13 protein-coding genes are annotated in these 23,300 nt (G+C 73.5%); 6 read left to right on the top strand and 7 right to left on the bottom strand.

What is annotated here, in order from left to right; genetic code table 11:
- The first annotated feature begins 29 nt into the window (after positions 1 to 29).
- Together fhuB and fes are read left to right on the top strand one after the other, a co-directional pair.
- Positions 30 to 2,336, top strand: a complete 2,307-nt coding sequence (gene fhuB, locus ACIQPT_RS36640; RefSeq protein ID WP_401162565.1) for a Fe(3+)-hydroxamate ABC transporter permease FhuB — start codon at positions 30 to 32, stop codon at positions 2,334 to 2,336.
- A gap of 14 nt (positions 2,337 to 2,350) precedes the next feature.
- Positions 2,351 to 3,634, top strand: coding sequence for an enterochelin esterase (fes, locus tag ACIQPT_RS36635; protein WP_401162578.1), 1,284 nt, complete (start codon positions 2,351 to 2,353; stop codon positions 3,632 to 3,634).
- 93 nt (positions 3,635 to 3,727) lie between these two features.
- Here the strand turns inward: fes and ACIQPT_RS36630 are convergent, their stop codons facing one another.
- Genes ACIQPT_RS36630 through ACIQPT_RS36620 form a run of 3 tightly spaced genes read right to left on the bottom strand, consistent with a single transcriptional unit; the run spans position 3,728 to position 12,809 of the window.
- The gene (locus ACIQPT_RS36630; protein WP_401162563.1) at positions 3,728 to 5,188 is read right to left on the bottom strand and encodes a DHA2 family efflux MFS transporter permease subunit; all 1,461 of its coding nucleotides are present in this window, start codon (positions 5,186 to 5,188) and stop codon (positions 3,728 to 3,730) included.
- On the bottom strand, positions 5,185 to 5,388 hold the full coding sequence (locus tag ACIQPT_RS36625) for an MbtH family protein (RefSeq protein ID WP_401162562.1): 204 nt from the start codon (positions 5,386 to 5,388) through the stop codon (positions 5,185 to 5,187). The genes ACIQPT_RS36630 and ACIQPT_RS36625 overlap by 4 nt, the downstream gene beginning before the upstream one ends.
- A gap of 5 nt (positions 5,389 to 5,393) precedes the next feature.
- Entirely contained in the window at positions 5,394 to 12,809 is a 7,416-nt protein-coding gene (locus ACIQPT_RS36620; RefSeq protein WP_401162560.1) for an amino acid adenylation domain-containing protein, read from the bottom strand.
- Positions 12,810 to 12,947: 138 nt separating this feature from the next.
- Here ACIQPT_RS36620 and ACIQPT_RS36615 point away from each other — a divergent pair, with 138 nt between their 5' ends.
- Positions 12,948 to 14,195, top strand: coding sequence for a M20 family metallopeptidase (locus tag ACIQPT_RS36615; RefSeq protein WP_401162559.1), 1,248 nt, complete (start codon positions 12,948 to 12,950; stop codon positions 14,193 to 14,195).
- Positions 14,196 to 14,259: 64 nt separating this feature from the next.
- Here ACIQPT_RS36615 and ACIQPT_RS36610 read toward each other — a convergent pair whose 3' ends face one another.
- Positions 14,260 to 15,267 (bottom strand): ABC transporter substrate-binding protein, encoded by a 1,008-nt coding sequence (locus ACIQPT_RS36610; RefSeq protein WP_401162557.1) that lies wholly within the window; start codon positions 15,265 to 15,267, stop codon positions 14,260 to 14,262.
- A gap of 149 nt (positions 15,268 to 15,416) precedes the next feature.
- Between ACIQPT_RS36610 and ACIQPT_RS36605 the strand changes: the two genes are divergently transcribed.
- The gene (locus ACIQPT_RS36605; RefSeq protein ID WP_401162555.1) at positions 15,417 to 16,208 is read left to right on the top strand and encodes an ABC transporter ATP-binding protein; all 792 of its coding nucleotides are present in this window, start codon (positions 15,417 to 15,419) and stop codon (positions 16,206 to 16,208) included.
- Between the two features lie 104 nt (positions 16,209 to 16,312).
- Here the strand turns inward: ACIQPT_RS36605 and meaB are convergent, their stop codons facing one another.
- The 3 genes from meaB to ACIQPT_RS36590 are packed head-to-tail and all read right to left on the bottom strand — an operon-like array spanning position 16,313 to position 21,431.
- Positions 16,313 to 17,332, bottom strand: a complete 1,020-nt coding sequence (gene meaB / locus ACIQPT_RS36600; protein WP_401162554.1) for a methylmalonyl Co-A mutase-associated GTPase MeaB — start codon at positions 17,330 to 17,332, stop codon at positions 16,313 to 16,315.
- A gap of 11 nt (positions 17,333 to 17,343) precedes the next feature.
- A complete protein-coding gene (gene scpA, locus ACIQPT_RS36595) occupies positions 17,344 to 19,569 on the bottom strand; it encodes a methylmalonyl-CoA mutase (RefSeq protein ID WP_401162552.1) in 2,226 nt (741 codons plus the stop codon).
- Positions 19,569 to 21,431, bottom strand: a complete 1,863-nt coding sequence (locus ACIQPT_RS36590; RefSeq protein WP_401162550.1) for a methylmalonyl-CoA mutase family protein — start codon at positions 21,429 to 21,431, stop codon at positions 19,569 to 19,571. Before ACIQPT_RS36590 ends, scpA begins: the two co-directional genes overlap by 1 nt.
- A 267-nt stretch (positions 21,432 to 21,698) precedes the next feature.
- On the opposite strand from ACIQPT_RS36590, the gene ACIQPT_RS36585 reads away from it, so the two are divergent.
- Both ACIQPT_RS36585 and ACIQPT_RS36580 read left to right on the top strand, forming a co-directional pair.
- Complete coding sequence (locus tag ACIQPT_RS36585) at positions 21,699 to 22,223, top strand: DUF6325 family protein (protein ID WP_401162548.1); 525 nt, start codon at positions 21,699 to 21,701, stop codon at positions 22,221 to 22,223.
- Positions 22,224 to 22,302: 79 nt separating this feature from the next.
- Positions 22,303 to 23,100 carry a tyrosine-protein phosphatase gene (locus ACIQPT_RS36580; protein ID WP_401162546.1) on the top strand — a complete coding sequence of 266 codons (798 nt, stop codon included), beginning with the start codon at positions 22,303 to 22,305 and terminating at the stop codon, positions 23,098 to 23,100.
- The last annotated feature ends 200 nt before the right edge of the window (positions 23,101 to 23,300 follow it).

The raw sequence follows: 23,300 nt of genomic DNA, 5'->3' as shown, positions 1-23,300 counted from the left end.
GTGATGTTTACTTAGGCTAGCCTCACCTTATGCAAACGCCGCGCACGGGGACCACGGCCTCGGCTCCCGAACATGACTCCTCGACCGTCCAGTTGGACGGGGACAAAGCCGACCGGCAGCCGGTGGCCCCGATCGTGCCCGCGGCGACCGCCGCCCCCGCCGATGGGCCCCGCCCCACGGCCGACCCGCGACGCCGCACCGTCGCCGTCGCCGTTGCCGGACTCGCCCTCGCGGTCGTCCTGTTGACGGCCCTCTCCCTCTCGATCGGCGCGGGCGAGGTCGGCCCCGGCGGCGTCCTGGACTACCTGCTCGGCCGGGACGGCGCGCGCGACAACGCCCGGCTCTCCCTCGTCGTCGGCGACCTGCGCCTTCCGCGCACCCTCACCGCGCTGCTCGTCGGAGCCGCCCTCGGCGTCGCCGGGTGTCTGCTCCAGGCGGTCACCCGCAACCCGCTGGCCGAGACCGGACTGCTCGGCGTCAACGCCGGCGCCTCGCTCGGCGTCGTCGCGGGCATCGCACTTCTCGGCTTCGATTCCGGTTACGCCTACCTCGTCTGCGCGTTCGTCGGAGCGGTGGTCGCCAGCGGCCTCGTCCTCCTCATATCCGGCAGACGCGGCGGCGGCTCTCCCATGCGCCTGGTCCTCGCGGGCGCCGCGCTCGGCGCGACCTTCGGCGGGCTCACCAGCGTCATCGTCGTCAACTCCGCCGAGACCTACGACAGATTCCGCTTCTGGGTCCTCGGCTCCCTCGCCGGGGTCGAGGGCTTCGGCGAACTCGGCCGCCTCGCCCCCGTCCTCGCCATCGGCTTCCTCGTCGCCCTCCTGGTCGCCCGCCCGCTCTCCGCCCTCGCCCTCGGCGACGACCTGGCCCGCAGCCTCGGCCACCGGCCCCCCATGATCCGTACGGTCGTGGCCATCGGCGTCACCCTCCTGACCGCCGCCGCCGTCGCGCTCGCCGGGCCCATCTCCTTCCTGGGCCTGCTCGCCGGCTTCCTCGCCCGCGCCCTGGCCGGCACCCGGCTCGCGGCCCGCATCCTGCTCGCCGGGCTCATCGGCGCCTGCGTCCTGACCATCTCCGACATCGCCGCCCGCGTGGTCTCCCGGCCCTTCGAAGCGCCCGTCTCCGTCATCGTCGCCCTCATCGGCGCCCCCGTCCTCATCGCCATCGTCCGCTCCAAGCAGCTGGCCTCGATGGGCATGACGGAACCGGCCACCGAGGAACGCGCCCCCGACCGCCCCCGCCGCTTCCGGATCACCCTGCCCCGCCCCGCCCACCGCACCCCGAAGACCCTCCGGGTCCGCCCGGCCGACACCCTCGTCCTGCGCCGCGGCCCGCTCTCCCTCCTCATCACCCGGCGCGCCGCCCTCGCCGCCCTCGCCCTCACCGGGGCCCTCGTGCTCGCCGTCGTCCTCTCCGCGTACGCGGGCCAGAGCGACATGGGCGTCGGCCGCACCTTCCGCGCGGTGCTCGGCCAGGGCGACCGCTTCGACGTCCTGCTCGTCCAGAAGTTCCGCCTGGGCCGCATCGTCGCCGGACTCACCGCGGGCGCCGCCCTCGGCCTCGCGGGCTGCCTCACCCAGACCCTGGCCCGCAACCGCCTGGCCACCCCCGAACTCCTCGGCGTCAACGACGGGGCCACCGCCGCCGTCCTGCTCTCCGTCACCCTCAGCGCCACCGGAACCTTCGGCGCCTGGTGGGCCGGGCCGATCGGCGCGCTCGTCGCCGTCATCGTCGTCACCACCGTCTCCGGCGGCCTCGGCCAGCGCGGCTACCGCGTCCTCGTCGTCGGCCTCGCCATGTCCGCGCTGGCCTCCGCGATCACCCAGGTCGTCCTGTCCCGCCGGTCCCTCTCCTCCGCCAGCTCGCTGTACGTATGGACCTCGGGCAGCCTCAACGGACGCAGCTACTCCGTCGCCGTCCCCGTCCTCATCGGCCTCGCGATCCTCGTCCCGATCAGCCTGGCCGTCGCCCGCCATCTGGGCGTCCTGCGCTTCGACGACGCGACGGCCTCCTCGCTCGGCTCCGCCCCCGGCCGGGTCCGCGCCCTCTCCCTGCTCCTCGCCGTCGCCCTCGCCGGCCTCGCCGTCGGCATCTGCGGCCCCGTCGGCTTCGTGGCGCTCGCCTCCCCGGTCATCGCCTCCCGGCTCGCCGGACCGCTGCGCGTCCCGCTCGTCGGCTCGATGCTCACCGGGGCCGTCCTCGTCGTCGCCGCCGACACCCTCGGCCGTATCGCCTTCGACGGCGTCGAACTCCCCGTCGGCATCGTCACCACCGTCCTCGGCGGCCCCTTCCTGCTCTGGGTGCTGCTCGGCCGCTCCGCAGCCACCCGCGTATGAAAGGCGATGTGACCGTGACCTACCCGCCGCGCACCGACCCGCCCGCTCCTCCCGCGTCCGGAGGACCGACCGGACCCGGGGCGACCGCCGTGCGAAGCCCTCTGCTGCGTACGCTCCTCGACGACGTACGGGCGGGCAAGCCCGACGCCGAGGAAACGTTCTGGCGCCAAGTGACCACCACCGGAGCCCCGCTCGTCGAGGGCGACCCCGAGGGCGACCCCGGCCACCGGCTGGTCACCTTCGTCCGCCGCGAGGACCCGGCCCGCCCCGCCACCCATGTCCTGGCCCTGGTCCACACGGTCACCGACAAGGACCGGCACGCGGGCGACCTCGCCCCGCACCTGATGGAACGCCTCGAAGGCACCGGCGTGTGGGCGATCAGCCACCGGCTGCGCGCCGACCACCGCGCCTCGTACCAGTTCCACGCCACCGACTCCACCCGCGAGGACGCCCTGCGCGCCGACCGGGCCTCCTGGCTCCAGGTGCTCGACCGCGCCGAACCCGACCCGCTCAACGACCGGGCCCCGCTGCCCTCCCGGGACGGCCGCAACCCCGCCTCCGTACTCGAACTCCCCGAAGCGCCCGCGCAGTCGCGCACCCGGCGGCGCGACGACGTGGACCGGGGGCGGACCCTCGACGCCGAGGTGGACGGCCGCCGGATCACGGTCCACCTGCCGCCCGGCCACCGCCCGGACGGCGGCCCGTACGCGCTCGCCGTGCTCCTCGACGGCGAGATGTGGGGGCCGGTCCTCGGCGTCGGCGACATCCTCGACAACCTGCACGCCGACGGGGACCTGCCGCCCACCGTGGCGGTCCTGGTCGACACCATGGGCCGGCGCATGGAGGACCTCGCCTGCAGCGCCCCGTTCGTCGACTGGCTCGCCGACACCCTGCTGCCCTGGACGGAGCAGGAGTACGGGGCCGGGGCCGCCGCCGCACGGACCGTCGTCGCCGGGCAGAGCGCGGGCGGACTCACCGCCGCGTTCGCCGCCTTCCAGCGGCCCGACCGCTTCGACCTCGCCCTCTCCCAGTCCGGCTCCTTCTGGTGGCCCGACGACGAACGCGGCAGCGAGTGGCTCACCGGCCAGTACGCATGGGCGGAACGCAGGCCGGTGACCCTCCACCTGGAGGTCGGCCTCCAGGAATGGATGCTCCTCGCGGAGAACCGCAGATTCCGCAATGTGCTGCGCGCCCGCGGATACGACGTCCGCTACCGGGAGTTCAACGGCGGCCACGACTACGCCTGCTGGCGCGGCGGCCTGGCGGACGGGCTGGCCGCCCTGCTCGGCGAGGACTGAGCCCCCTCCGTGAACCCCGCGTCCCGACCATGAGAAAGGGGGCGGGCGGCATCCCCCCTCCGGATGCCGCCCGCCCCCTTCTCGTGTGCCCGCTCAGCTCTTGACGACGGGAGCCTCCGCGGTCGCCAGGTCCTCACCCGGCGGCGGCGCGTCCTCGTCGTCGAACGGCGGCGGCTGCGGGGCCTCGCGCGGCAGCCGCAGTGCCATCAGGGCCCCGGCCGCGACGAGCGCCGCCGTCACCCAGACCGCCGTACGGTACGGGCCCGGATCGACGGCCTCCGTGACGTGGCCGCCCCCGATCACCGCCGCACAGGCGGCGATCCCGAGCGCACCGCCCAGCGTGCGGACGATCTGGAACAGGCCCATCGCCTGGCCCATGTCGGCGGGCCCGATCGACTCGAACCCGGAGATCTGCACGGTCAGCACCGCCGTCCCCAGCACCAGACCGATCAGGAACATCAGCCCGCGCACGCTCCACGCGTTCTCCGCGACACCCGGCAGCGCGAGCGTCGCGAAGACCGCCGACGCGACCAGCAGCGCCGGCACGGTCAGCAGCCGGGGGCCGAGCCTCGGCAGCAGCCGGTCCACCACCTGCGAGGCCAGCATCAGCCCGACCGCCTCCGGGAACACGCTCAGCCCGGCGTCCAGCGCCGACGCCCCCAGGCTCGCCTGGTAGAGCAGCGGGAAGACGAACAGCACGCCCATCAGCCCGGCCGCGGTCACCCCGGCCAGCGCGGAGGCCGACCCGTACACCCGGTCGGCGAACAGCCGCAGCCTCAGCAACGGTGACTTCGCCCGCACCTGGTGCAGGACCGCCGCGACCAGCAGGACGGAACCCAGGGCCGCGCTGACGGCGACGGCGGGCCGCGTCCAGCCCTGCGAGGGGCCGAAGCCGAGCGCGTACGTCAGCAGCCCCAGCGCCGGAGTGGCCAGCCAGAAGCCGACGGTGTCGAACCGCCCCTCGGGGCCCTCGACATGCTCGCGCAGGCCGAAGAAGCCCAGCAGTACCGCCGCCGCGCCGATCGGCACGTTCACGAAGAACAGCCAGTGCCAGGAGAGGTGTTCGGTGAGCAGCCCGCCCAGCGGCGGACCGAGCGCGGGCATCAGCGCCGTCGGCACGATCAGCACCTTGGCCAGCTTCATCCGCTCGTGCGGCGGGAACGCCCGGAACAGCAGCGTCATCCCGACGGGCGTCAACAACCCGCCCGCCAGGCCCTGTGCGGCCCGCGCCACCACCAGCGTGTTGAGGTCCGGCGCCAGACCGCAGACCGCCGAGGCGATCGTGAACGCGGTCAGCGCGCCCAGGAACACCCGCTTCGTCCCGAACCGGTCGCCCAGCCACCCCGCCACCGGCAGACCCACCGCGAGCGCGACCAGGAAGGCCGTCTCCACGGTGTTCGCCGCCGACAGCGGACGCCCGAAGTCGCCCGCGATCGTGTAGAGCGCCGGGTTCACGATCGTCGAGTCCAGGCCGTTCATGCACATCGCGGCCGTGTAGACGAGGACGACCGCGACCCGGGGACGTATCCGGGGCCGGATCAGCAGCCCGCTCACCGGGCGGCGACGGGGACGGGACCGGCCCAGTGCGCGGTGATCCAGTCCAGCGCGTCCTGCCGGGCGCACGGGCCGTGAGCCGTCGACCAGCCCTCCGGCACCGCCGCGAACAGCGGCCACAGCGAGTGCTGACCCTCCGCGTTGGTCAGGACGAGGAACTCCCCGTCCGCGTCGAAGGGGTTGGCGGATGCGTCGCTCATCGGTGTCACTTCTCCAGCTCGGTCAGTCGGTCGGCGACCACGCGCGCGATGTGCGCGATCGGCTCGGGCAGGGTCATGTCCTTGTGGGAGCAGGCGACGTTCGTGTTGTCGATGCGCCCGCTCACGTACGGGGTCCACGTCTCCGGCGTCAGAGTGTCGTCGATGGTGTCCACCGTGGCCCGGAAGAACAGCACATCGCCCCGGAACACCCGGTGGTCGTAGGCGCGTACGAGGTCGTTGGTGTTGAGGTACACCTCGCCGAGCGCCTCGATCTTCGTGGCGGAGAGCGTGGCCAGCGGGGAGCCCTCGCGGCGCAGCACCTCGACCACGTTCGCCGTGTTCAGCTCCTTGTCGCCGAGGCTCTCGGGGCCGTAACCGCCCATGGTGAGCAGCGATTCGAGGGCCTCGGCCCGGTCGGGCACCGGCAGACCGCGGAAGCCCTCGGCGGGGTACGCGTCGAGGATCGCCAGCAACTCCACCTCCTGGCCCGCCTCCTGGAGGACCGCCGCGATGGCGTGCGCGATGATGCCGCCGGTCGACCAGCCGAGCAGCCGGTAGGGGCCCTCCGGCTGGACCTCGCGGATCCGGGACGCGTAGTGCGCGGCCAACTCCTCCAGCGTGGTCGGGAGCGGTTCGTCGGCCGTCGCCCCGCCGACGCCCTGGGCCTGGAGTCCGTAGATCGGCACATCGGCCGGAAGGTGGCGGATCAGACCGGCGTAGCACCAGCTCAGACCGCCCGCCGGGTGCACGCAGTGGACCGGGGCGCGGTCGCCGGGGCGGGCGGGCCGCAGCGGCAGCAGCACATCCAGCGGATCCTCCTCGCGCGAGACGTCCAGCGCCGTGTCCAGCGCGGCGGGCGTCGGGGCCTGGAACACCGTGCCGATCGACACCTCGATGCCGAAGGCCGCCTTGATCCGCCCGGCCAGGCGCACGGCGAGCAGCGAATGGCCGCCCAGGTCGAAGAAGTTGTCCTCCACCCCGACCGACGGCAGGCCCAGCACCTCCGCGAAGACCGAGCAGAGCTGCTCCTCGCGGACCGTGCGCGGCGCGCGTCCGCCGGCGTTGACCGGAACGCCCGGCGCGGGCAGCGCCTTGCGGTCCAGCTTGCCGTTGCCGGTCAGCGGCAGCCGCTCCAGCACCACCACGGCCGAGGGCACCATGTGCACCGGCAGCGTGGCGGCGGCGTGTTCGCGCAGCGCCGCCGGGACCGGGTCCGTGCCGGGTGCGGGGACGACGTAGCCGACCAGCCGCTTGTCGCCGGGCGTGTCCTCGCGGACGACGACCGCCACATCGGCGACCTCGGGATGCGCGGCCAACACCGCCTCGATCTCGCCGAGTTCGATCCGGAACCCACGGATCTTGACCTGCTGGTCGCCCCGGCCGAAGTACTCCAGCGTGCCGTCCACGCGCCGCCGGGCGAGGTCGCCCGAGCGGTACATCCGTCGCCCGCTCTCCCCGAAGAGATGCGCGAACGGGTCGGCGACGAAGCGCCCCGCCGTCAGGTCCGGGCGGCCCAGATAACCGAGGGCCACCCCCTCACCGGCGACGTACATCTCACCGGTCACCCCGGGCGGCACCGGCTGCAGCCGCTCGTCCAGGACGTAGACCCGCAGGTCGGGGATGTTCACGCCGATGGTGCTGGAGATCGCGGAGCCGGCCGTCGCCCGGTCCAGCGCCAGATACGAGACATGGACCGTGGTCTCCGTGATGCCGTACATGTTGACCAGCGTCGGCGCGTTCTCGTGGTGGCGGGTGTACCAGTCCGCGAGCCGCCCCAGCTCCAGCGCCTCACCGCCGAACACCACGTACCGCAACGCCAGTTCGTGCCCGGGGGCCTCCCGGTCGGCGGCCGCCAGCTGGTAGAAGGCGGACGGCGTCTGGTTGAGGACGGTCACCCGCTCGTCCGCCAGCAGCCGCAGGAAGGCGTGCGGGTCACGGCTGGTCGCGTACGGGACGACGACGACCCGGCCGCCGTACAGCAGCGCCCCCCACAGCTCCCACACCGAGAAGTCGAACGCGTAGGAGTGGAACAGCGTCCACACGTCGTCCGGCCCGAACGAGAACCAGTGCTCGGTCGCCGTCAGCAGCCGCGTCACATTGTGCTGGGTGACCACGACGCCCTTCGGCCGCCCGGTGGAGCCCGAGGTGTAGATGACGTACGCCGGGTCCTGCGGGCTCAGCGGCCGGGTGCGGTCCGCCTGGTCGAGCGGCCCGTCCGGGAAGCCCGCCGCCTCGTCCACGGTGATCAGCGGCAGCTCGTGCGCGGGCAGTTGCCCGGCCGTCGCCGCGTCCGTGATCAGCGCGGCCGGGCGGGCGTCGTCCAGCATGTACGCGAGCCGGTCCGCCGGGTAGTCCGGGTCCATCGGCAGATACGCGGCGCCCGCCAGCGACACCGCGAGCAGCCCGGCCACCAGGTCGGGGGAGCGCGGCAGCGCGAGCGCCACGATCGAACCGGGGCCGATCCCCCGGGCCGCCAGCAGCCGGGCCAGCGACTGGGCCCGGGAGGACAGTTCGGCGTACGTCAGCGACGCGCCCTCGCAGCTCACGGCGGTCCGCTCCGGATGCCGGCGCGCCGCGACCCCGTAGACCTCGGCGAGGGTGAGCGGCACCGGCCGGTCGTGGTTGACGCCGTTGGCCTCGACCAGGGCGCGGTGGACCTCGTCGTCGCCGAGGACCGGGAGCAGACCCACCGGCGTCCCGGGGCGCTCGGCCGCCGCGGTGAGCAGCCGGGCCAGCCGGTCCGCGAGGGCCTGGGCGGTCGACCGGTCGAAGAGGTCCGTGCGGAACTCCAGGAAGCCGCCGATCCCGCCGCCCGGCAGCTCGCCCGCGTTCAGGGTCAGGTCGAACTTCGCGGTGCCGGACGGCACGGCGGTCAGCCGCGCGGTGGTGTCCGGGCCGAGGGGGACGGGCCCGTCCGCGATCGACTGCCAGGCCAGCATGGTCTGGAAGAGCGGGTGCCGGGCCAGCGAACGCGCCGGGTTCAGCGCCTCGACGAGGTGGTCGAAGGGCAGCGCGTCGTGCTCGTACGCCGCGAGCGTCGTGGCCCGTACACGGTCCAGCAGATCGCCGAAGGAGGGATCGCCCGAAGTGTCGGTCCGCAGGACCACGGTGTTGGTGAAGAAGCCGACGAGCCCGGCCGTGGCGTCGTCGTCGCGGCCCGCCACGGGGGTGCCGAGCGGAATGTCGGTGCCGCAGCCGTGCCGGGTCAGCAGCGCGGCGAGCCCGGCCTGCACGGTCATGAACACGGTTGCTCCGTGCGCCCGCGCGAGCCGGCGCAGCGCCTCGTGCGCGGTGGCGTCCAGGGCGAAGGGCACGGTGTCGCCCGCCGAGGTGGCGACCGGCGGCCGGGGCCGGTCGGAGGGCAGCTCCAGCTGGTCCGGCAGCCCGGCGAGCGCCTCGCGCCAGTGGGCGAGCTGGGCCTCGGCGAGCGGGGTCGGCTCGGCCGGGGTGCCCAGGAGCTGCTGGAGCCGGGCCGCGTGGTCCACGTACTGGCCGCTCAGCGGCGTGAACTCCGGTACGCGGCCCTCGGCGCGGGCGGTGTAGGCGGTGGCCAGATCCTGGGCCAGGGGCGTGGTGGAGGCCCCGTCGCCCGCTATGTGGTGCAGCAGGAGGAGCAGGGTGTGGTGGTCCGGCGACTCGCTGAAGAGGACCGTCCGCAGCGGGGGTTCGGTGGCGAGGTCGAAGCAGTGGCGCACCGCCTCCGTGAGATCGCTGCCCGGCTCCGCCGGCCGCAGCACCGGGCGGCCCGCCGGGTCGTCGGGGGCGAGGATCCGCTGGTGGGGGGTGTCGTCCGTCGCGCTGCCCGCGTCGCCGTCGACGCCGCTTCCCGAGGCGTTGTCAGTGGGCGGATATACCGTTCGTAGTGTCTCGTGACGCTCCGCCAGGTCGTACAGGGCGAGCTGGAGTGCGTCGCGGTCGAGCGGGCCGTTGACGTTCAGGACGAGCGGGATGTTGTAGGTGGGGCTGGGGCCCTCGAGGCGGTGGAGGAACCACAGCCGCTGCTGGGCCGGGGACAGGGGGAGGGGACCGGTGCGCGGTACGGGGGAGAGCGGGACGGACGCGGTGGCCGCGCCACCGCGGGTGCGGACCAGTGCGGCCAGGGCGCCGGACGTGGGGTGGCGGAAGACGTCGGCGATGCTCATCGGCACGCCGAAGTGCTCCCGGAGGCGGGCGGCCAGCCGGGCGGCGAGCAGCGAGTGCCCGCCGAGGTCGAGGAAGCCCGCGTCGGCGGCCGGGGGTTCGGCGATGCCGAGCACGTCGGCGAAGAGCCCGCGCACGATCTCGCTGTGCGGCCCGCCGACGGCGCTGTCCGGGCCGCCCGGTTCGCCTCCGGTGAGCGGGAGCGGTTCGGGGTCGGGCAGGGCGCGGTGGTCGAGCTTGTCGTTGGCGGTCCGGGGCAGTGCGTCCAGCAGCGTCACGGTCGCGGGGACCATGTGCTCGGGCAGGGCCCCGGCCAGATGGTCGCGGAGCCCGGCGGGGGTGGGCGGCGCGATATCGGCGGCCGGGCCGTCGTCCGTCGTGCGCACCGGGACCGCGTAGGCCAGCAGCCGCTTGCCGTGGCCGGTCTCCCGGGCGATGACCGCGGCCGCCGCGACCTGCGGATGGGCGGCCAGCCGGGCCTGGATCTCGCCGAGTTCGATCCGGAAGCCGCGGATCTTCACCTGGTCGTCGCTGCGCCCGAGGAACTCCAGGGTGTGGTCCTCGCGGCGGCGCACCAGGTCCCCGGTGCGGTACATCCGGCCCCCGGCGTCGCCGTGCGACGCGCCGAACGGGTCCGCGACGAACCGCTCGGCCGTCAGGTCGGGGCGGCCCAGATAGCCGAGGGCCAGGCAGGCCCCGGCGACGTACAGCTCACCCGTCACACCGGCGGGCACCGGACGCAGGGAGGAGTCCAGGACATAGACGCGTGAACCGCGCACGGGGCGGCCGTCGGGACGGGCGGCCGAGTCGCCGGGCACCCAGTAGTAGGCGTCGACGGTCGTCTCGGTCGGCCCGTAGAGGTTGACCGGGTGCACGGCCCCGGCCTCGGTCAGCCGCTCCCACAGGGCCGGGGGGACGGTCTCGCCGCCGACCACCAGATGGGCCGGGTGATGGCGGCCCTCGTCCAGCAGGCCTTCGGCGATGAGCGCTTCGGCGTAGGAGGGGGTGACATCGAGATAGTCGACCAGGTGCGTGCCGACGTACGCGGTGAGCGCCGCGGGGTCCCGGTAGGCGGCGTCGTCCAGCAGGTGCAGCTCGTGCCCGTGGACCATCCACAGCAGCGGGTCCCAGGACGCGTCGAAGGCGAACGAGGCGCTGTGCGCGACCCGCAGGCGCTCCCGGCCGGTCCGGGCGACGGCCGGGGCGATGTGGTCCGTGCCGTGCCCGGCGCAGAGGTTGGCGAGCGAGGCGTGGCTGACGAGGACACCCTTGGGGCGTCCCGTGGAACCGGAGGTGTGGATGAGATAGGCGGGGTCCGCGAGCGTGGGCCCGGTGGGCAGCGGCCCGTCGGGGCAGGCGGCGAGGGCGTCGGCGGTGGCGGGCGTGTCGAGCGCGACGGTCGGCAGCCCGTGGTCGGGCAGCGCGGCGAGCGTCGCGGCCGTGCCGATCACGCACAGCGGCCGCGCGTCCTCCAGGACGGCCAGGGTCCGGGCGGCGGGGTGGCCGAGGTCCAGCGGCTCGCAGATTCGGCCCGCCTTGAGCACGGCCAGCAGGGCGACGACCATGTCGGCGGTCCGGGGCAAGGCCAGCGCCACCGTGCCACCGGTGTCGCCCGCACCGGCCGTGCTGTCCGTGCCGAGGCCGGCCAGCAGGTGGGCCAGGCGGTCGGAGGCGGCGTCCAGCTCGGCGAAGGTGAGCCGGGCCCCGGACGCGGCGGCGGCTTCCGGCACGCCCGCATCCGTATCCGTGTCCGTCGCTGTCCCTACCGTCCCCCGGAACGTGCCCGCCACCGTGGAACGCACGGCGACGGCGTCGGGCGTCCGGGCCGCCTGTGCGGTGAACGACCGAGGGAGGGGGAGTGCCGCGGCGGCCTCGGTGCGACCGGACGTGGCCTCGCGCACCTGGTCGCCGGTGAGCAGGTCCAGGGTGCCGATCGGCCGCTCCGGGTCGGTCAGCAGCAGTTCGGTCAGGCCGTCCAGATAGCGCAGCCAGGTGTCCTCGTGGGCCGCGAGGTCCTCCGGCCCGTACGCGGCGGGGTTGGCGTCCAGCGTGAGTCGCAGACCCCCGTCCGGTCCGGGGGCGGCGCCGACCGCGAGCCCTTCCACGGGTCCGGCCGCGAGATTGCGCACGGTGCCGGTGACCCCGGCGAAGTCCAGGGCGCCGTCGAACGGCTTGACGTTGACCATCGGACCGGTCAGCGGGGCGTCGGCCGACTCCAGGGCCAGATCGCGGCGCAGGTCGGCCTGCGGATAGCGCTGGTGGCGGCGGACCTCACGGATCTCCAGCACCACGCGGCGCAGGAGTTCGGCCCCGGTGTCACCCGGGCGCACGGCGATCCGCAGCGGCAGCACGTTCACAGTCATGGCAGGGGTCCGCAGGGCCGCGGGCCCCCGCCGGTTGGTCAGCGGCAGGCCCAGCACGATGTCCTCGGAGCCGGTGAGCCGGTGCAGATGACCGGCGGTCGCGGCCACCACCAGCTCGGCCCAGGTCGCCTTCGCGGCACGCGCCGCACCGGACAGCCGCTCCAGGGTCTCGGCGGGGAGGTCGGTGGTCCGGTGGAACAGACCGGTGCCGGGCGTGTCCGGAAGGGCGGGGGAAGGGCCGGGGGAGCGGTGGGGCGCGGTGGCGGAGGCATCCGCCATGCGCGCGGACCAGAAGGCGCGGTCCGCCGCGTACTCCTCGCCTGCCAGGTAGGCCGTCTCCTCGCCGGTCAGCTCGCTCAGCGGGGCGAACCGGCTCCCGGGCAGCGGCTGTCCGGCGACCAGCGCCCGGTAGAGCTCGGCGACACGCTGCCCGACGAGGGCCAGGGCGTAGGCGTCGACGGCTATGTGGTGCACCCGCTGGTACCACCGGTGGCGTCCCTCGCCGACCCGGATCAGCGCCTGGGTCATCAGCGCGCCGTCGGCGGCGAGGTCCACCGGCCGGGCCAGGTCCTCCCGCATCCACGCCTCGGCCCGGTCCTCCGTCAGCTCCAGCCGGTGCACCACGGGTTCGGCGGCGGGCACGACCCGCTGTACCGGTACGCCGTCGGCCTCGGACACACGCAGGGCGAGGGTCTCCGCCTCGCCCACCGCCCGTCTCAGCGCCTCCACGAACAGGTCCGCGTCCAGCGGCCCGTCGATCTCCACGCAGTCCGCCGTGTTCAGCTCGGTGCCGAGCGGGGCCAGCTGGTGCGCGTAATAGATGCCCGACTGGGCGGTCAGGAGGGGGAGTCCCGGGGAAGGCGCGCCGCCGGAGTGCGCTGCCGAAGAGCTGGTCGGGCGGTTCGGACGCTCATGCATGGGTGTGACGACTCCCCTGAAGGACAACGGACACCGGGCCATCGGGCTCCCGGCGCACACTTAGGTAAGGCTAAGTTAACCTATTTCGAACAGTGCAGGCGACCGCCCCCGGAGCGGTCCTCGACGCAAGGAGTGCCCATGACCGTCCCCGCAGCCCCACGCCCCGAGACGCGGGCCGACGAGGCGGCCGACGAGGCGGTAGACAGCGCGAACGGCAACACGAACGGCAGCGTGGACGGCAACGCGGCCGGCGAGCGGATCCGCGCGCTCAGGGCCGCCGTGCGGGAGACGGTCGGCGGCCACGCCCCGGCCCTGCTCGACCTGAGCCGACGCCTGCACGCCGAGCCCGAGACCGCCTTCGAGGAGCACAAGGCCGCCGCGCTCTGCTCCGAACTCCTCGCCGCGCACGGCTTCGAGGTCACCGCCCCCGCCCACGGCCTGGAGACGGCGTTCCGCGCCACGATCGGCTCCGGACCCGTCACCGTGGCTATCGCCTGCGAGTACGACGCACTGCCCGGCCTCGGCCACGCCTGCGGGCACAATCTCATCGCCGCCGCCGGGATCGGCGCGGCCCTCGGGCTCGCCCCCCACGCGGACGAACTCGGCCTCACCGTACGGGTCATCGGCACCCCCGCCGAGGAGCGCGGCGCGGGCAAGGCGCTGCTGCTGGACGCCGGGGCGTTCGACGGGGTGGACGCCGCGATGATGGTGCACCCCTGCCCGTTCGAGATGGCCGACTTCCGCTCCTTCGCGCTGGGCACCCTCGACGTCACCTACACCGGCCGTGCCGCGCATCCCAGCCTCAATCCGCACGAGGGCCGCAACGCCGCCGACGCGCTGACCGTCGCCCAGGTCGCCCTGGGCCTCCTGCGTCAGCAACTGCCCGCGCAGTGGCGGGTGCACGGCATCACCACCGCCGCCGGGACCGCACCCAACGCGATACCCGACCGGGCCACCGCCACGTACGAGATCCGGGCGCTGGCCGCCGAGGACCTGCGGGAGCTGCGGCAGCGGGTCGAGGACTGTTTCCGCGCCGGGGCGCTCGCCACCGGCTGTGAGGTGACCCTGGAGCGCCCCGAGCCCGACTACCTCGACTTCCGGGGCGACCCGGAACTGATCCGGCTCTGGACCGCCAACGCCCGCGAGCTCGGCCGCGCCGAACCCGTCGAGCGCCCGCCCTTCGCCTGCACCGACATGGGCAACGTCTCCCACGTGGTGCCGTCCATCCACCCGGTGCTCGACATCAGCGGCGGAGCCTGCGGCCCGCACGAGGCGGCGTTCGCCGAGGCGGCGCTCTCCCCGGCGGCCGAACAGGCGCTGCTCGACGGGGCGGTGGGCATGGCGTGGACGGCCGCCGACCTCGCCGCCGCGCGCGCTTCCGTCTGACGGGGAGCGGCGAAGCGTGCGGCCCGGTCCGGGCCGCACGCTTCGCAGGGGATTCACCCGAAGGTCACTTGGCGGAGAGCGCCTTGACGTAGTCGGCGAGGACGACGTCAGCCGCCAGCGGGCCGCCGCGCGTGGACCACACCGAGCCGTCGACGGTCACCGCGTGACCGTTCTTGACGGCGCCCAGCTCCTTGTAGGCGGGCTTGGACTGCACGTCCTTGAGCGCCTTCTCGCCGTCCGAGGTCAGCGTCGACAGGAACAGCCAGTCGCCGTCGATCTCATTGATCTTCTCCAGGCTCAGCGACGGCGTGTGGGCGTTGCCGTCCTTGTTTTGGGACTTGGGCCGCTTCAGCCCCATCTCCAGGGCGACGCCACTGGCGAACTGCTTGTTCTCCATCCAGCTGGGCCCGTCCGGGTTCCAGCGGACGATCGAGACCTCGGCGCCCTTGTTCGCGCCGAGCTTCTCCCCGGCGGCCTTGGCGGCGCTCTCGTGGCCGGTGATGAACTTGTTGGCGTCGTCGAGCTTGTTGACGGCGTTCCCGATGCCGCGGAAGAACAGCTTCCAGTCGTCGGCCGGCGCCATCGTCACCAGCGTGGCCGGGGTGATCTCGCGGAGCTGCTTGAGCACCTGCTCGTCCTGCATGTCACCGGCGAGGATCAGGTCGGGCTTCGCGGCGACGACCTTGTCCATGACCGGCTGGAGGAGGTTGCCCACGACCTCGATGCCCTCGACCTTGTCGGCGAGGTAGGCCGGGGGCTTGTCCAGACCCTGACCGTTGGTGATGCCGACCGGCTTGATGTCCAGCGCCAGCACCGCGTCCAGGTCCTCCTGGGTCAGCGTGACGATGCGCTTGGGCTCCGCCGGTATCTCCACGGCCTTCCCGGTGGCGTCCTTGACCGTACGGGTCGCGGAGGAGGCGGCGTCCGCCTTGCCGGCCTTGTCCCCGGAGGACTTGCCCGAGTCGGAGTCCGTGCCGCAGGCCGTCAGGAGCAGGGCCGCGGCCCCGAGCGTGGCGACGGCTTGCGCCGCTCTTCGGGCGGCGGTGCGGGCGGGGCGGTGGTGCAGGTTCATCAAGGACTCCGGGTTCAACGGGACATGAAGCGGTGACGGCCGAACGGTCACACGGATGCGGCCGTCAGCTCGTGAGCGAGCTAAGGTTAGCCTTACTTTAGCGGCATCGGGCAAGGTGATGCCCACGTCCTTCCGAAAGGCCGGTCCCCGTGGAAATCCGTGTCGAACAGCTCACCGCTGGATACACCGGCCATACCGCCGTGGATCAGGTCGACCTCACGGTCCCCTCCGGACAGGTCGCGGCGATCGTCGGACCCAACGGCTGCGGCAAATCGACCCTCCTGCGCTCCATGGCCCGCCTCCACCAGCCCCGCTCCGGCACGGTGTTCGTCGGCGACGCCGACATCTGGCAGCTGCGCCAGCGCGACGCCGCCCACCGCATCGCCCTGCTGCCCCAGGCCCCGCAGGCCCCCGAGGCGGTCACCGTGGCCGGACTCGTGCGGTACGGGCGCCACCCCCACCAGGGGCTGTTCCGCCAGTGGTCGCAGGAGGACGAGGAGGCCGTCACCCGCGCCCTGGAGGCCACCGGCACCGCCGCTCTGGCCGGACGCCGGATCGACCAGCTCTCCGGCGGCCAGCGGCAGCGCTGCTGGCTCGCCATGGCCCTCGCCCAGGAGACCCCCGTCGTCCTGCTCGACGAGCCCACCAGCGCGCTCGACATCGGCCACGCCGTGGAGGTCCTGGACCTGGTCCGCGAAGTCGCCGCCGAGGGCCGCACCATCGTCATGGTCGTCCACGACCTCGCCGCGGCCGCCCGGTACGCCGACACTCTGGTCGCCATGCGCGACGGGCGGATCATCGCCTCGGGCCCGCCCCGCGAGACCGTGGACGCGGCCCTGGTCCAGGAGCTCTACGGCATCGAGGCGGAGATCCTCACCGCGACCTCCGACGGGGCACCCGTCGTCGTACCGACCGTACGTACGCCCGCCGCCGCCGTCTGAGCCGCCGGGGCAACCGCGCGAGCGCCCGCGAGCGCCCGAAAACACCGAGGGGCCCCTCCGTCCGGGGGCCCCTCGGTCTGTATCGGCTCAACGCGCCGACGCGTTCAGGCGGACGACCCCGCACCGCCGCCGCGGAACGTGCCTCCGCGGTACACGCCGAGGATCTCCTCGGCGGCCAGCGTCGCCGTCAACGTGCCCTCCCGGACCCGCTGTTCGAGCTCCGGCGTGAGCTTCCGCACCTCCGGATGGCTGTGCAGACTGTCCAGCAGCTCGTCGCGGACCATCGTCCACGTCCAGTCCACCTGCTGGTCCCGGCGCTTGGCCGCGAGCCGGCCGGTCGACTCCAGAACCGTACGGTGCTGCTCCAGCCGCTCCCACAGCGTGTCGAGGCCGAGCGACTCACGCGCGCTGCACGTGAGCACCGGGGGTGTCCAGGCCGCGTCCGCCGGATGCATCAGCCGCAGCGCGCCCGCCAGTTCGCGGGCCGCCGAGCGGGCGTCGCGTTCGTGCGGGCCGTCGGCCTTGTTCACCGCGATGGCGTCCGCCAGCTCCAGGACGCCCTTCTTGATGCCCTGCAACTGGTCGCCGGTACGGGCCAGCGTCAGCAGCAGGAATGTGTCGACCATGTTGGCCACCGCCGTCTCCGACTGCCCGACGCCCACCGTCTCCACCAGCACCACGTCGTACCCCGCCGCCTCCATCACCACGATGGACTCCCGGGTCGCCTTGGCCACCCCGCCCAGCGTGCCCGCCGTGGGGGAGGGCCGGACGAACGCGGCCGGGTCCACCGCGAGGCGCTCCATCCGGGTCTTGTCGCCCAGGATGGAACCGCCCGTACGGCTGGAGGACGGGTCGACCGCCAGCACCGCCACCCGGTGCCCGAGCCCCGTGAGCATCGTGCCGAGCGCGTCGATGAACGTGGACTTGCCCACGCCCGGCACCCCGCTGATCCCGATCCGCCGGGCCGCCCCCGCGTGCGGCAGCAGCCGGCTCAGCAACTGCTGGGCCAGCACCCGGTGTTCGGCCCGCGTCGACTCGACGAGCGTGATCGCGCGCGCCACGAACGCCCGCTTCCCGTCGAGCACTCCCTGCACATAACCATCGATGTCGATCTTGGCAGCCATCCGTCAGCGGCTCACAGCTCGTGGCCGAGCGCGGCGCCGAGACGCGTCACCAGATCGTGGGCCGCGTCCGGGATCACCGTCCCCGGCGGGAAGACCGAGGCGGCGCCCGCCTCGTGCAGGGCCTCGATGTCCTGCGGCGGAATCACCCCGCCCACCACGATCATGATGTCCTCGCGCCCCTCGGCGGCCAGCTCCTCGCGCAGCGCGGGCACCAGGGTCAGATGCCCCGCCGCCAGCGAGGAGACGCCCACGATGTGCACGTCGGCCTCGACGGCCTGCCGCGCCACCTCGCCCGGCGTCTGGAACAGCGGGCCGACGTCCACGTCGAAGCCCAGGTCGGCGAAGGCCGTGGCGATCACCTTCTGGCCCCGGTCGTGGCCGTCCTGGCCCATCTTGGCGACCAGGATGCGCGGACGACGGCCCTCCGCCTCCTCGAACGCCTCGACCAGCGCGCGGGTGCGGTCCACCGAAGGGGAATCCCCTGCCTCTTTGCGGTACACACCGGAGATCGTACGGATCTGCCCGGCGTGCCGCCCGTACACCTTCTCCAACGCGTCCGAGATCTCCCCGACCGTGGCCATCGCCCGCGCCGCGTCGACCGCCAGGGCCAGCAGATTGCCCTCCAGGCCCGGACCCGGGTCCCGCTCGGCCGCGGCCGTCAGCGCCCGCAGCGCCTCCTGACACGCCGTCTCGTCGCGCTCCTCGCGCAGCCGCCGCAGCTTCTCGATCTGCTGGGTGCGCACCGAGGAGTTGTCGACCTTGAGCACGTCGATCTTCTCGTCGGTCTCCACCCGGTACTTGTTCACCCCGATCACCGGCTGCCGCCCGGAGTCGATCCGCGCCTGCGTGCGCGCGGCCGCCTCCTCCACCCGGAGCTTGGGGATGCCCGCGTCGATGGCCTTCGCCATCCCGCCGGCCGCCTCCACCTCCTCGATGTGCTGCCAGGCCCGGTCCGCGAGGTCGCGCGTCAGCTTCTCCACGTATGCGCTGCCGCCCCACGGGTCGATGACCCGGCAGGTACCGGACTCCTGCTGGAGCAGGAGCTGGGTGTTACGGGCGATGCGGGCGGAGAAGTCGGTGGGCAGGGCCAGCGCCTCGTCCAGGGCGTTGGTGTGCAGCGACTGGGTGTGCCCCTGCGTCGCGGCCATCGCCTCCACGCACGTACGCGTCACGTTGTTGAACACGTCCTGCGCGGTCAGCGACCACCCCGAGGTCTGCGAATGGGTGCGCAGCGACAGCGACTTGGGGTTCTTCGGGTCGAACTGCTTGACCAGCCGCGCCCAGAGCAGCCGGGCCGCCCGCAACTTGGCGACCTCCATGAAGAAGTTCATGCCGATCGCCCAGAAGAACGACAGCCGGGGCGCGAACGCGTCGACGTCCAGCCCGGCTTCCTGCCCGGCGCGCAGATACTCCACCCCGTCGGCCAGCGTGTACGCCAGCTCCAGATCGGCCGTCGCCCCGGCCTCCTGGATGTGATACCCGGAGATCGAGATGGAGTTGTAGCGCGGCATCTTCTGCGAGGTGAACGCGAAGATGTCGGAGATGATCCGCATCGAGGGCGACGGCGGATAGATATAGGTGTTGCGGACCATGAACTCCTTCAGAATGTCGTTCTGAATGGTCCCGGCCAACTTCTCGGGCGGTACGCCCTGTTCCTCGGCGGCCACGATGTACAGCGCCAGCACGGGGAGCACCGCGCCGTTCATCGTCATCGACACCGACATCCGGTCCAGCGGAATGCCGTCGAAGAGCTGGCGCATGTCGTAGATCGAGTCGATCGCCACCCCGGCCATACCGACGTCACCGGTCACCCGGGGGTGATCGCTGTCGTAGCCCCGGTGGGTCGGCAGGTCGAAGGCGACCGACAGACCCTTCTGCCCGGCCGCCAGGTTGCGCCGGTAGAAGGCGTTGGACTCCTCGGCCGTGGAGAAACCGGCGTACTGACGGATCGTCCAGGGCTGGTTGACGTACATCGTCGGGTAGGGGCCGCGCAGATACGGGGCGATGCCCGGGTAGCTGTGCAGCGCGTCCAGGCCCTCCAGGTCCTCGCCGGTGTAGAGCGGCTTGACCGTGATGCCCTCCGGCGTCTCCCAGAGCGGGGCCTCGGCCCCGTCGGCCGCCTTGGTCACCGCCGCCTGCCACTCACCGGCGGAACCGGCGGGCGGTGCGGTGGACGTGAGCGGCACGTCGGAGAAGTCGGGAACGGAGGGGTTGCGTTCCGTGGGCGATGTCGGCATCACGCCACTCCCATGCGGTCGAGTACGGAGGTGAGAACGGCGACCGTGTCGCAGCCCGCGAAGATGTAGCTGTCGACACCGGCGTACTCACCGGGCCGGCCGGCGAGGAACACCCGCACCGCTCCCGCCGACTTCAGCGCACCGGCCACCGGCTCCGCCTGCTCGGCGTACAGCGCGTCCGACGAGCACAGCACGGCGACGGTCGCCCCGGATGCGGTCAGCGCGTCGGCGGCCGTAGCCGCGTCCACCGACACCGGGTCGTGCACCGCGTCGATCCCGCCCGCCCCGAAGAGGTTGACGGCGAACGAGACCCGCGCGGTGTGCGCGGCGGCCGGACCGAGCGCGGCGACGAACACCTTCGGACGGCTCCCGTTCGCCGCGAGGTGCGCGTCCGACCGGGTGCGCAGCACCTCGAACGCCTCGTCCCGCCGGACCCGGGGCAGACCGCCCGGAGCCCCGGCGTACGCGTCGGCCGCGGGCTCGCGCTCCACCGGACGCTCGCCGGGCATCGGGAACTCGCTGACCCCGGTGATCGGCTCCTTGCGGCGGGCCAGCTTCGCGCTGCGCGCCGCCCAGGTCGCTGCGAGCCGCTCCGCGACCATCCCGGAGCGCAGAGCGGCGGGCAGCCCGCCCGCCCGCTCGGTCTCCTGGAAGAACGCCCAGGCGGCCGCGGCGAGTTCGTCGGTGAGCCGCTCCACGTACCAGGAGCCGCCCGCCGGGTCGATGACCCGCGCCAGATGCGACTCCTCCATGAGGATCGTCGAGGTGTTACGGGCGATCCGCCGCGCGAACGCGTCCGGCAGTCCCAGCGCGTGATCGAACGGCAGCACCGTCACGGAGTCCGCACCGCCGACGCCCGCGCCGAGCGTGGCCAGCGTGGTGCGCAGCATGTTCACCCACGGGTCGCGGCGCGTCATCATCACCGGCGAGGTGACGGCGTGCTGCCGCTGGGCCCCGGCGGCGGGAGCACCGGAGGCCTCGGCGACCCGCGCCCACAGCCGACGCGCCGCGCGCAGCTTGGCGATGGTCAGGAACTGGTCGGCGGTGGCCGCGTAACGGAACTCCAGCTGCCCGCAGGCCGCCTCCACGCTCATCCCGGCACCGGTCAGGGCGCGCAGATAGGCGACGCCCGTGGCCAGGGAGAGCCCCAGCTCCTCGCCCGCCGAACCGCCCGCCTCGTGGTACGGCAGCGCGTCCACGGCGACGGCCCGCAGCCCCGGGTACTCCGTGTCGCACCGCAGCGCCCAGCGCACGGCGGGGGCGAGGTCCGCCTCCACGCCCGTCCGGGCCTCGTGGCCGAGCGGGTCGGCGCCCAGCGTGCCGCGCGCCTCGCTCCTGGCGACGCCGCGCTCCTCGTACAGCCGCAGCAGCTCCGTCGCCGCGGCGTCCAGATCGGCCGGGGCGTCCAGGGCGACGGGCGCGAGGTCGAGATACACGCCGTCCAGCGCCCGGGCGAGCCCGTCGACGGGGACGCCCGCCGGACCGCCCACCGTGAGCCAGAGCGAGGTGACCCCGTTCTCCAGATCGCCGAGCACCGCCTCGTTCAGCCGGCCGGGGTCGGTGACGGAGTGGCGTTGGCGAACGTCCCAGCCGCCGGCCGCGTTTCCCTCGGCCGTGCTGCCCCGGGTGAAGGGGGCGAAGCCGGGAAAACCGGTGTCCGGCGACTCGTCGTGCGCGGTGTAGAGAGGGCGGGTGGTGAGCCCGTCCTCCAGTGTGGTGGACAGCGCTTCCTCGGCGGCCGAGCCCGTGACTTCCTTGCCCGACTTGCGCAGTACGCCTTCGACGAGGCTCTGCCACTGGTCATGGGAGGGGTCGGGGAACGCGGCGGCCGGAGAGAGCCCGTCAGCAGGCTGGACCGTCATGCTCAGATGCTAGGCCAGTGCGCGGAATGAGCAGCAGGGGCACGTGCTGTGACCTTGCCCTCTCGGGTATGCACTTGATCCTTTACATACAGTCGCGTAACCGGCGCGACGGACGGAAGGCGGCAACACGACGGTCGTCGACATCGGGATGAATCGGGACAGTGATGCATATTATGTGCGAAGTTTCCTGATTTGTTATGTCATCCCTGGAATGCCGTATCCACCCCGGTGCCCCCGTGGCCGCCGGGATACGGAGAGGACGCGACCGTGGCCGTCGGACCTGTGGAGTACCTCGTCATCGCCTTCCCCGGCAGTCGCTTCACCGGGGCGGTCGCCCCCGCCCTCGCCGACGCCGTGTCGTCCGGAGCCGTACGCGCCGGTGACCTGGCTTTCGTCCGCCGGGCCGAGGGCGGCGCGCTGACCCCGGTGGAGCTGCGGGAGCTGGACCCCGAGGGAGTGGTTCCCGTCGATACGGCGGAGGGCGGGGCGGCGGCGCTGAGCGCGGCGGACGTCGACCGGCTCGACGGGAGCGTGCCGTCGGGCGATGTGGTGGCGATCGTCGTCCGGGAGGACCTGTGGACCACACAGCTCGCCCGTACGGCCCGCGAGGCGGGCGGCGTCTTCGTCGCACACGAGCGCCTCGCCGCGGGCGGAACCGGCGGTGGCGGCGAGGAGGGCACCGCGGGGGACGACATCATCACCCGGCTGGAGCGGCTCGCCGAACTGTGGAAGCGGGACGTCCTCACCGACGCCGAGTTCGTGGAGCAGAAGACGAGACTCCTGTCGGACTGATGTCCTTTCCTCGCCGCATGCGACGTTGCTCCTGATATGTGGAATTCTTGGAATTCATCGGGGAAAGAGGCAGTTCATCGTGCAGACCGCCCGGACCGTTCCGGCCGCCACCGTTGTCAATCTGCGCGACCTGGGCGGCATCGCCCTGGGCCGTGACCGCCGGGTGCGGCAGGGCGTCCTGTTCCGCTCGGGTCAGCTGAGCGAGCTCGACCCGGTGAGCGACCGGGCGGTGTCCGCGCTCGGCATCCGCACCGTCGTGGATCTGCGCACCGCCGACGAGCGCCAGTGGGCCCCGGACCGGCTGCCGGACCGGTCCAGGCTCTTCGTCGCCGATGTCCTGGGCGACCACCCGGGCGTGGCGCCCGCCCGGCTGCGGGCCCTGCTCGCCGACCCGGTCGAGGCGGAGCGGACGCTGGGGGGCGGCCGCGCCGAGGAACTGTTCGCCGAGACCTACCGGAAGATGGTCCTCTCGCCCGGCGCCGCGGCCGCCTACCGCGCCTTCCTGGAGACCGCGGCCGACCCCGGTGCGCGCCCCGTGCTCTTCCACTGCACGGCCGGCAAGGACCGTACCGGCTGGGCGGCGGCCGTCCTGCTGATGATCCTGGGAGCGGCCCGCGCGACGGTGCGGTCGGACTTCCTCGCGGTCAATCCCGCCGTACGGGCCGCGTTCGCCCCGTACGTGGCGAAGTTCCTGGACGGCGGGGGAGACCCCGCCGTCGCCGCGGCGATCATCGAGGTCCGCCCCCGCTACCTGGACGTGGCGCTCGACGCCATGGACGAGCGCTGGGGCGGCCTCGACGGCTATGTGCGCAACGGGCTGCGGGTGCCCGACGCCGCACTGGAGCGGCTGCGCGACGGCCTGGTGATCCGCGGCTGACCCGGAGGGAAGCGACGGAGACGGCGTGAGGGGCCGGGGCGGGCGGGGGGTTTCCCGCCCGGCCCGCCCCCGCGGGACCCCCGCGGGGGGCCCCGGGGACGGGGCGTGGGGTGGGGGGGCGGGGGTGGGTGGGTCTCCAGCGGTGGTCATCGTAGTTCTGCGGGCGCTGCTGCTTGGCCATGTCGATGCCGGGGATGCCG

The organism is Streptomyces sp. NPDC091289 (genome assembly GCF_044757365.1).
In the GTDB taxonomy this organism is placed as follows: Bacteria; Actinomycetota; Actinomycetes; order Streptomycetales; family Streptomycetaceae; genus Streptomyces.
The sequence above is the reverse complement of the archived record's forward strand: the minus strand, read 5'-3'. Positions and strand labels throughout refer to the sequence as shown.

Coding starts and splice junctions, on each gene's coding strand:
- ACIQPT_RS36625 (WP_401162562.1), bottom strand. CDS start 5,388: ATGAGCGACGCATCCGCCAACCCCTTCGACGCGGACGGGGAGTTCCTC.
- scpA (WP_401162552.1), bottom strand. CDS start 19,569: ATGCCGACATCGCCCACGGAACGCAACCCCTCCGTTCCCGACTTCTCC.
- ACIQPT_RS36610 (WP_401162557.1), bottom strand. CDS start 15,267: ATGAACCTGCACCACCGCCCCGCCCGCACCGCCGCCCGAAGAGCGGCG.
- ACIQPT_RS36620 (WP_401162560.1), bottom strand. CDS start 12,809: ATGCATGAGCGTCCGAACCGCCCGACCAGCTCTTCGGCAGCGCACTCC.
- ACIQPT_RS36590 (WP_401162550.1), bottom strand. CDS start 21,431: ATGACGGTCCAGCCTGCTGACGGGCTCTCTCCGGCCGCCGCGTTCCCC.
- ACIQPT_RS36615 (WP_401162559.1), top strand. CDS start 12,948: ATGACCGTCCCCGCAGCCCCACGCCCCGAGACGCGGGCCGACGAGGCG.
- meaB (WP_401162554.1), bottom strand. CDS start 17,332: ATGGCTGCCAAGATCGACATCGATGGTTATGTGCAGGGAGTGCTCGAC.
- fhuB (WP_401162565.1), top strand. CDS start 30: ATGCAAACGCCGCGCACGGGGACCACGGCCTCGGCTCCCGAACATGAC.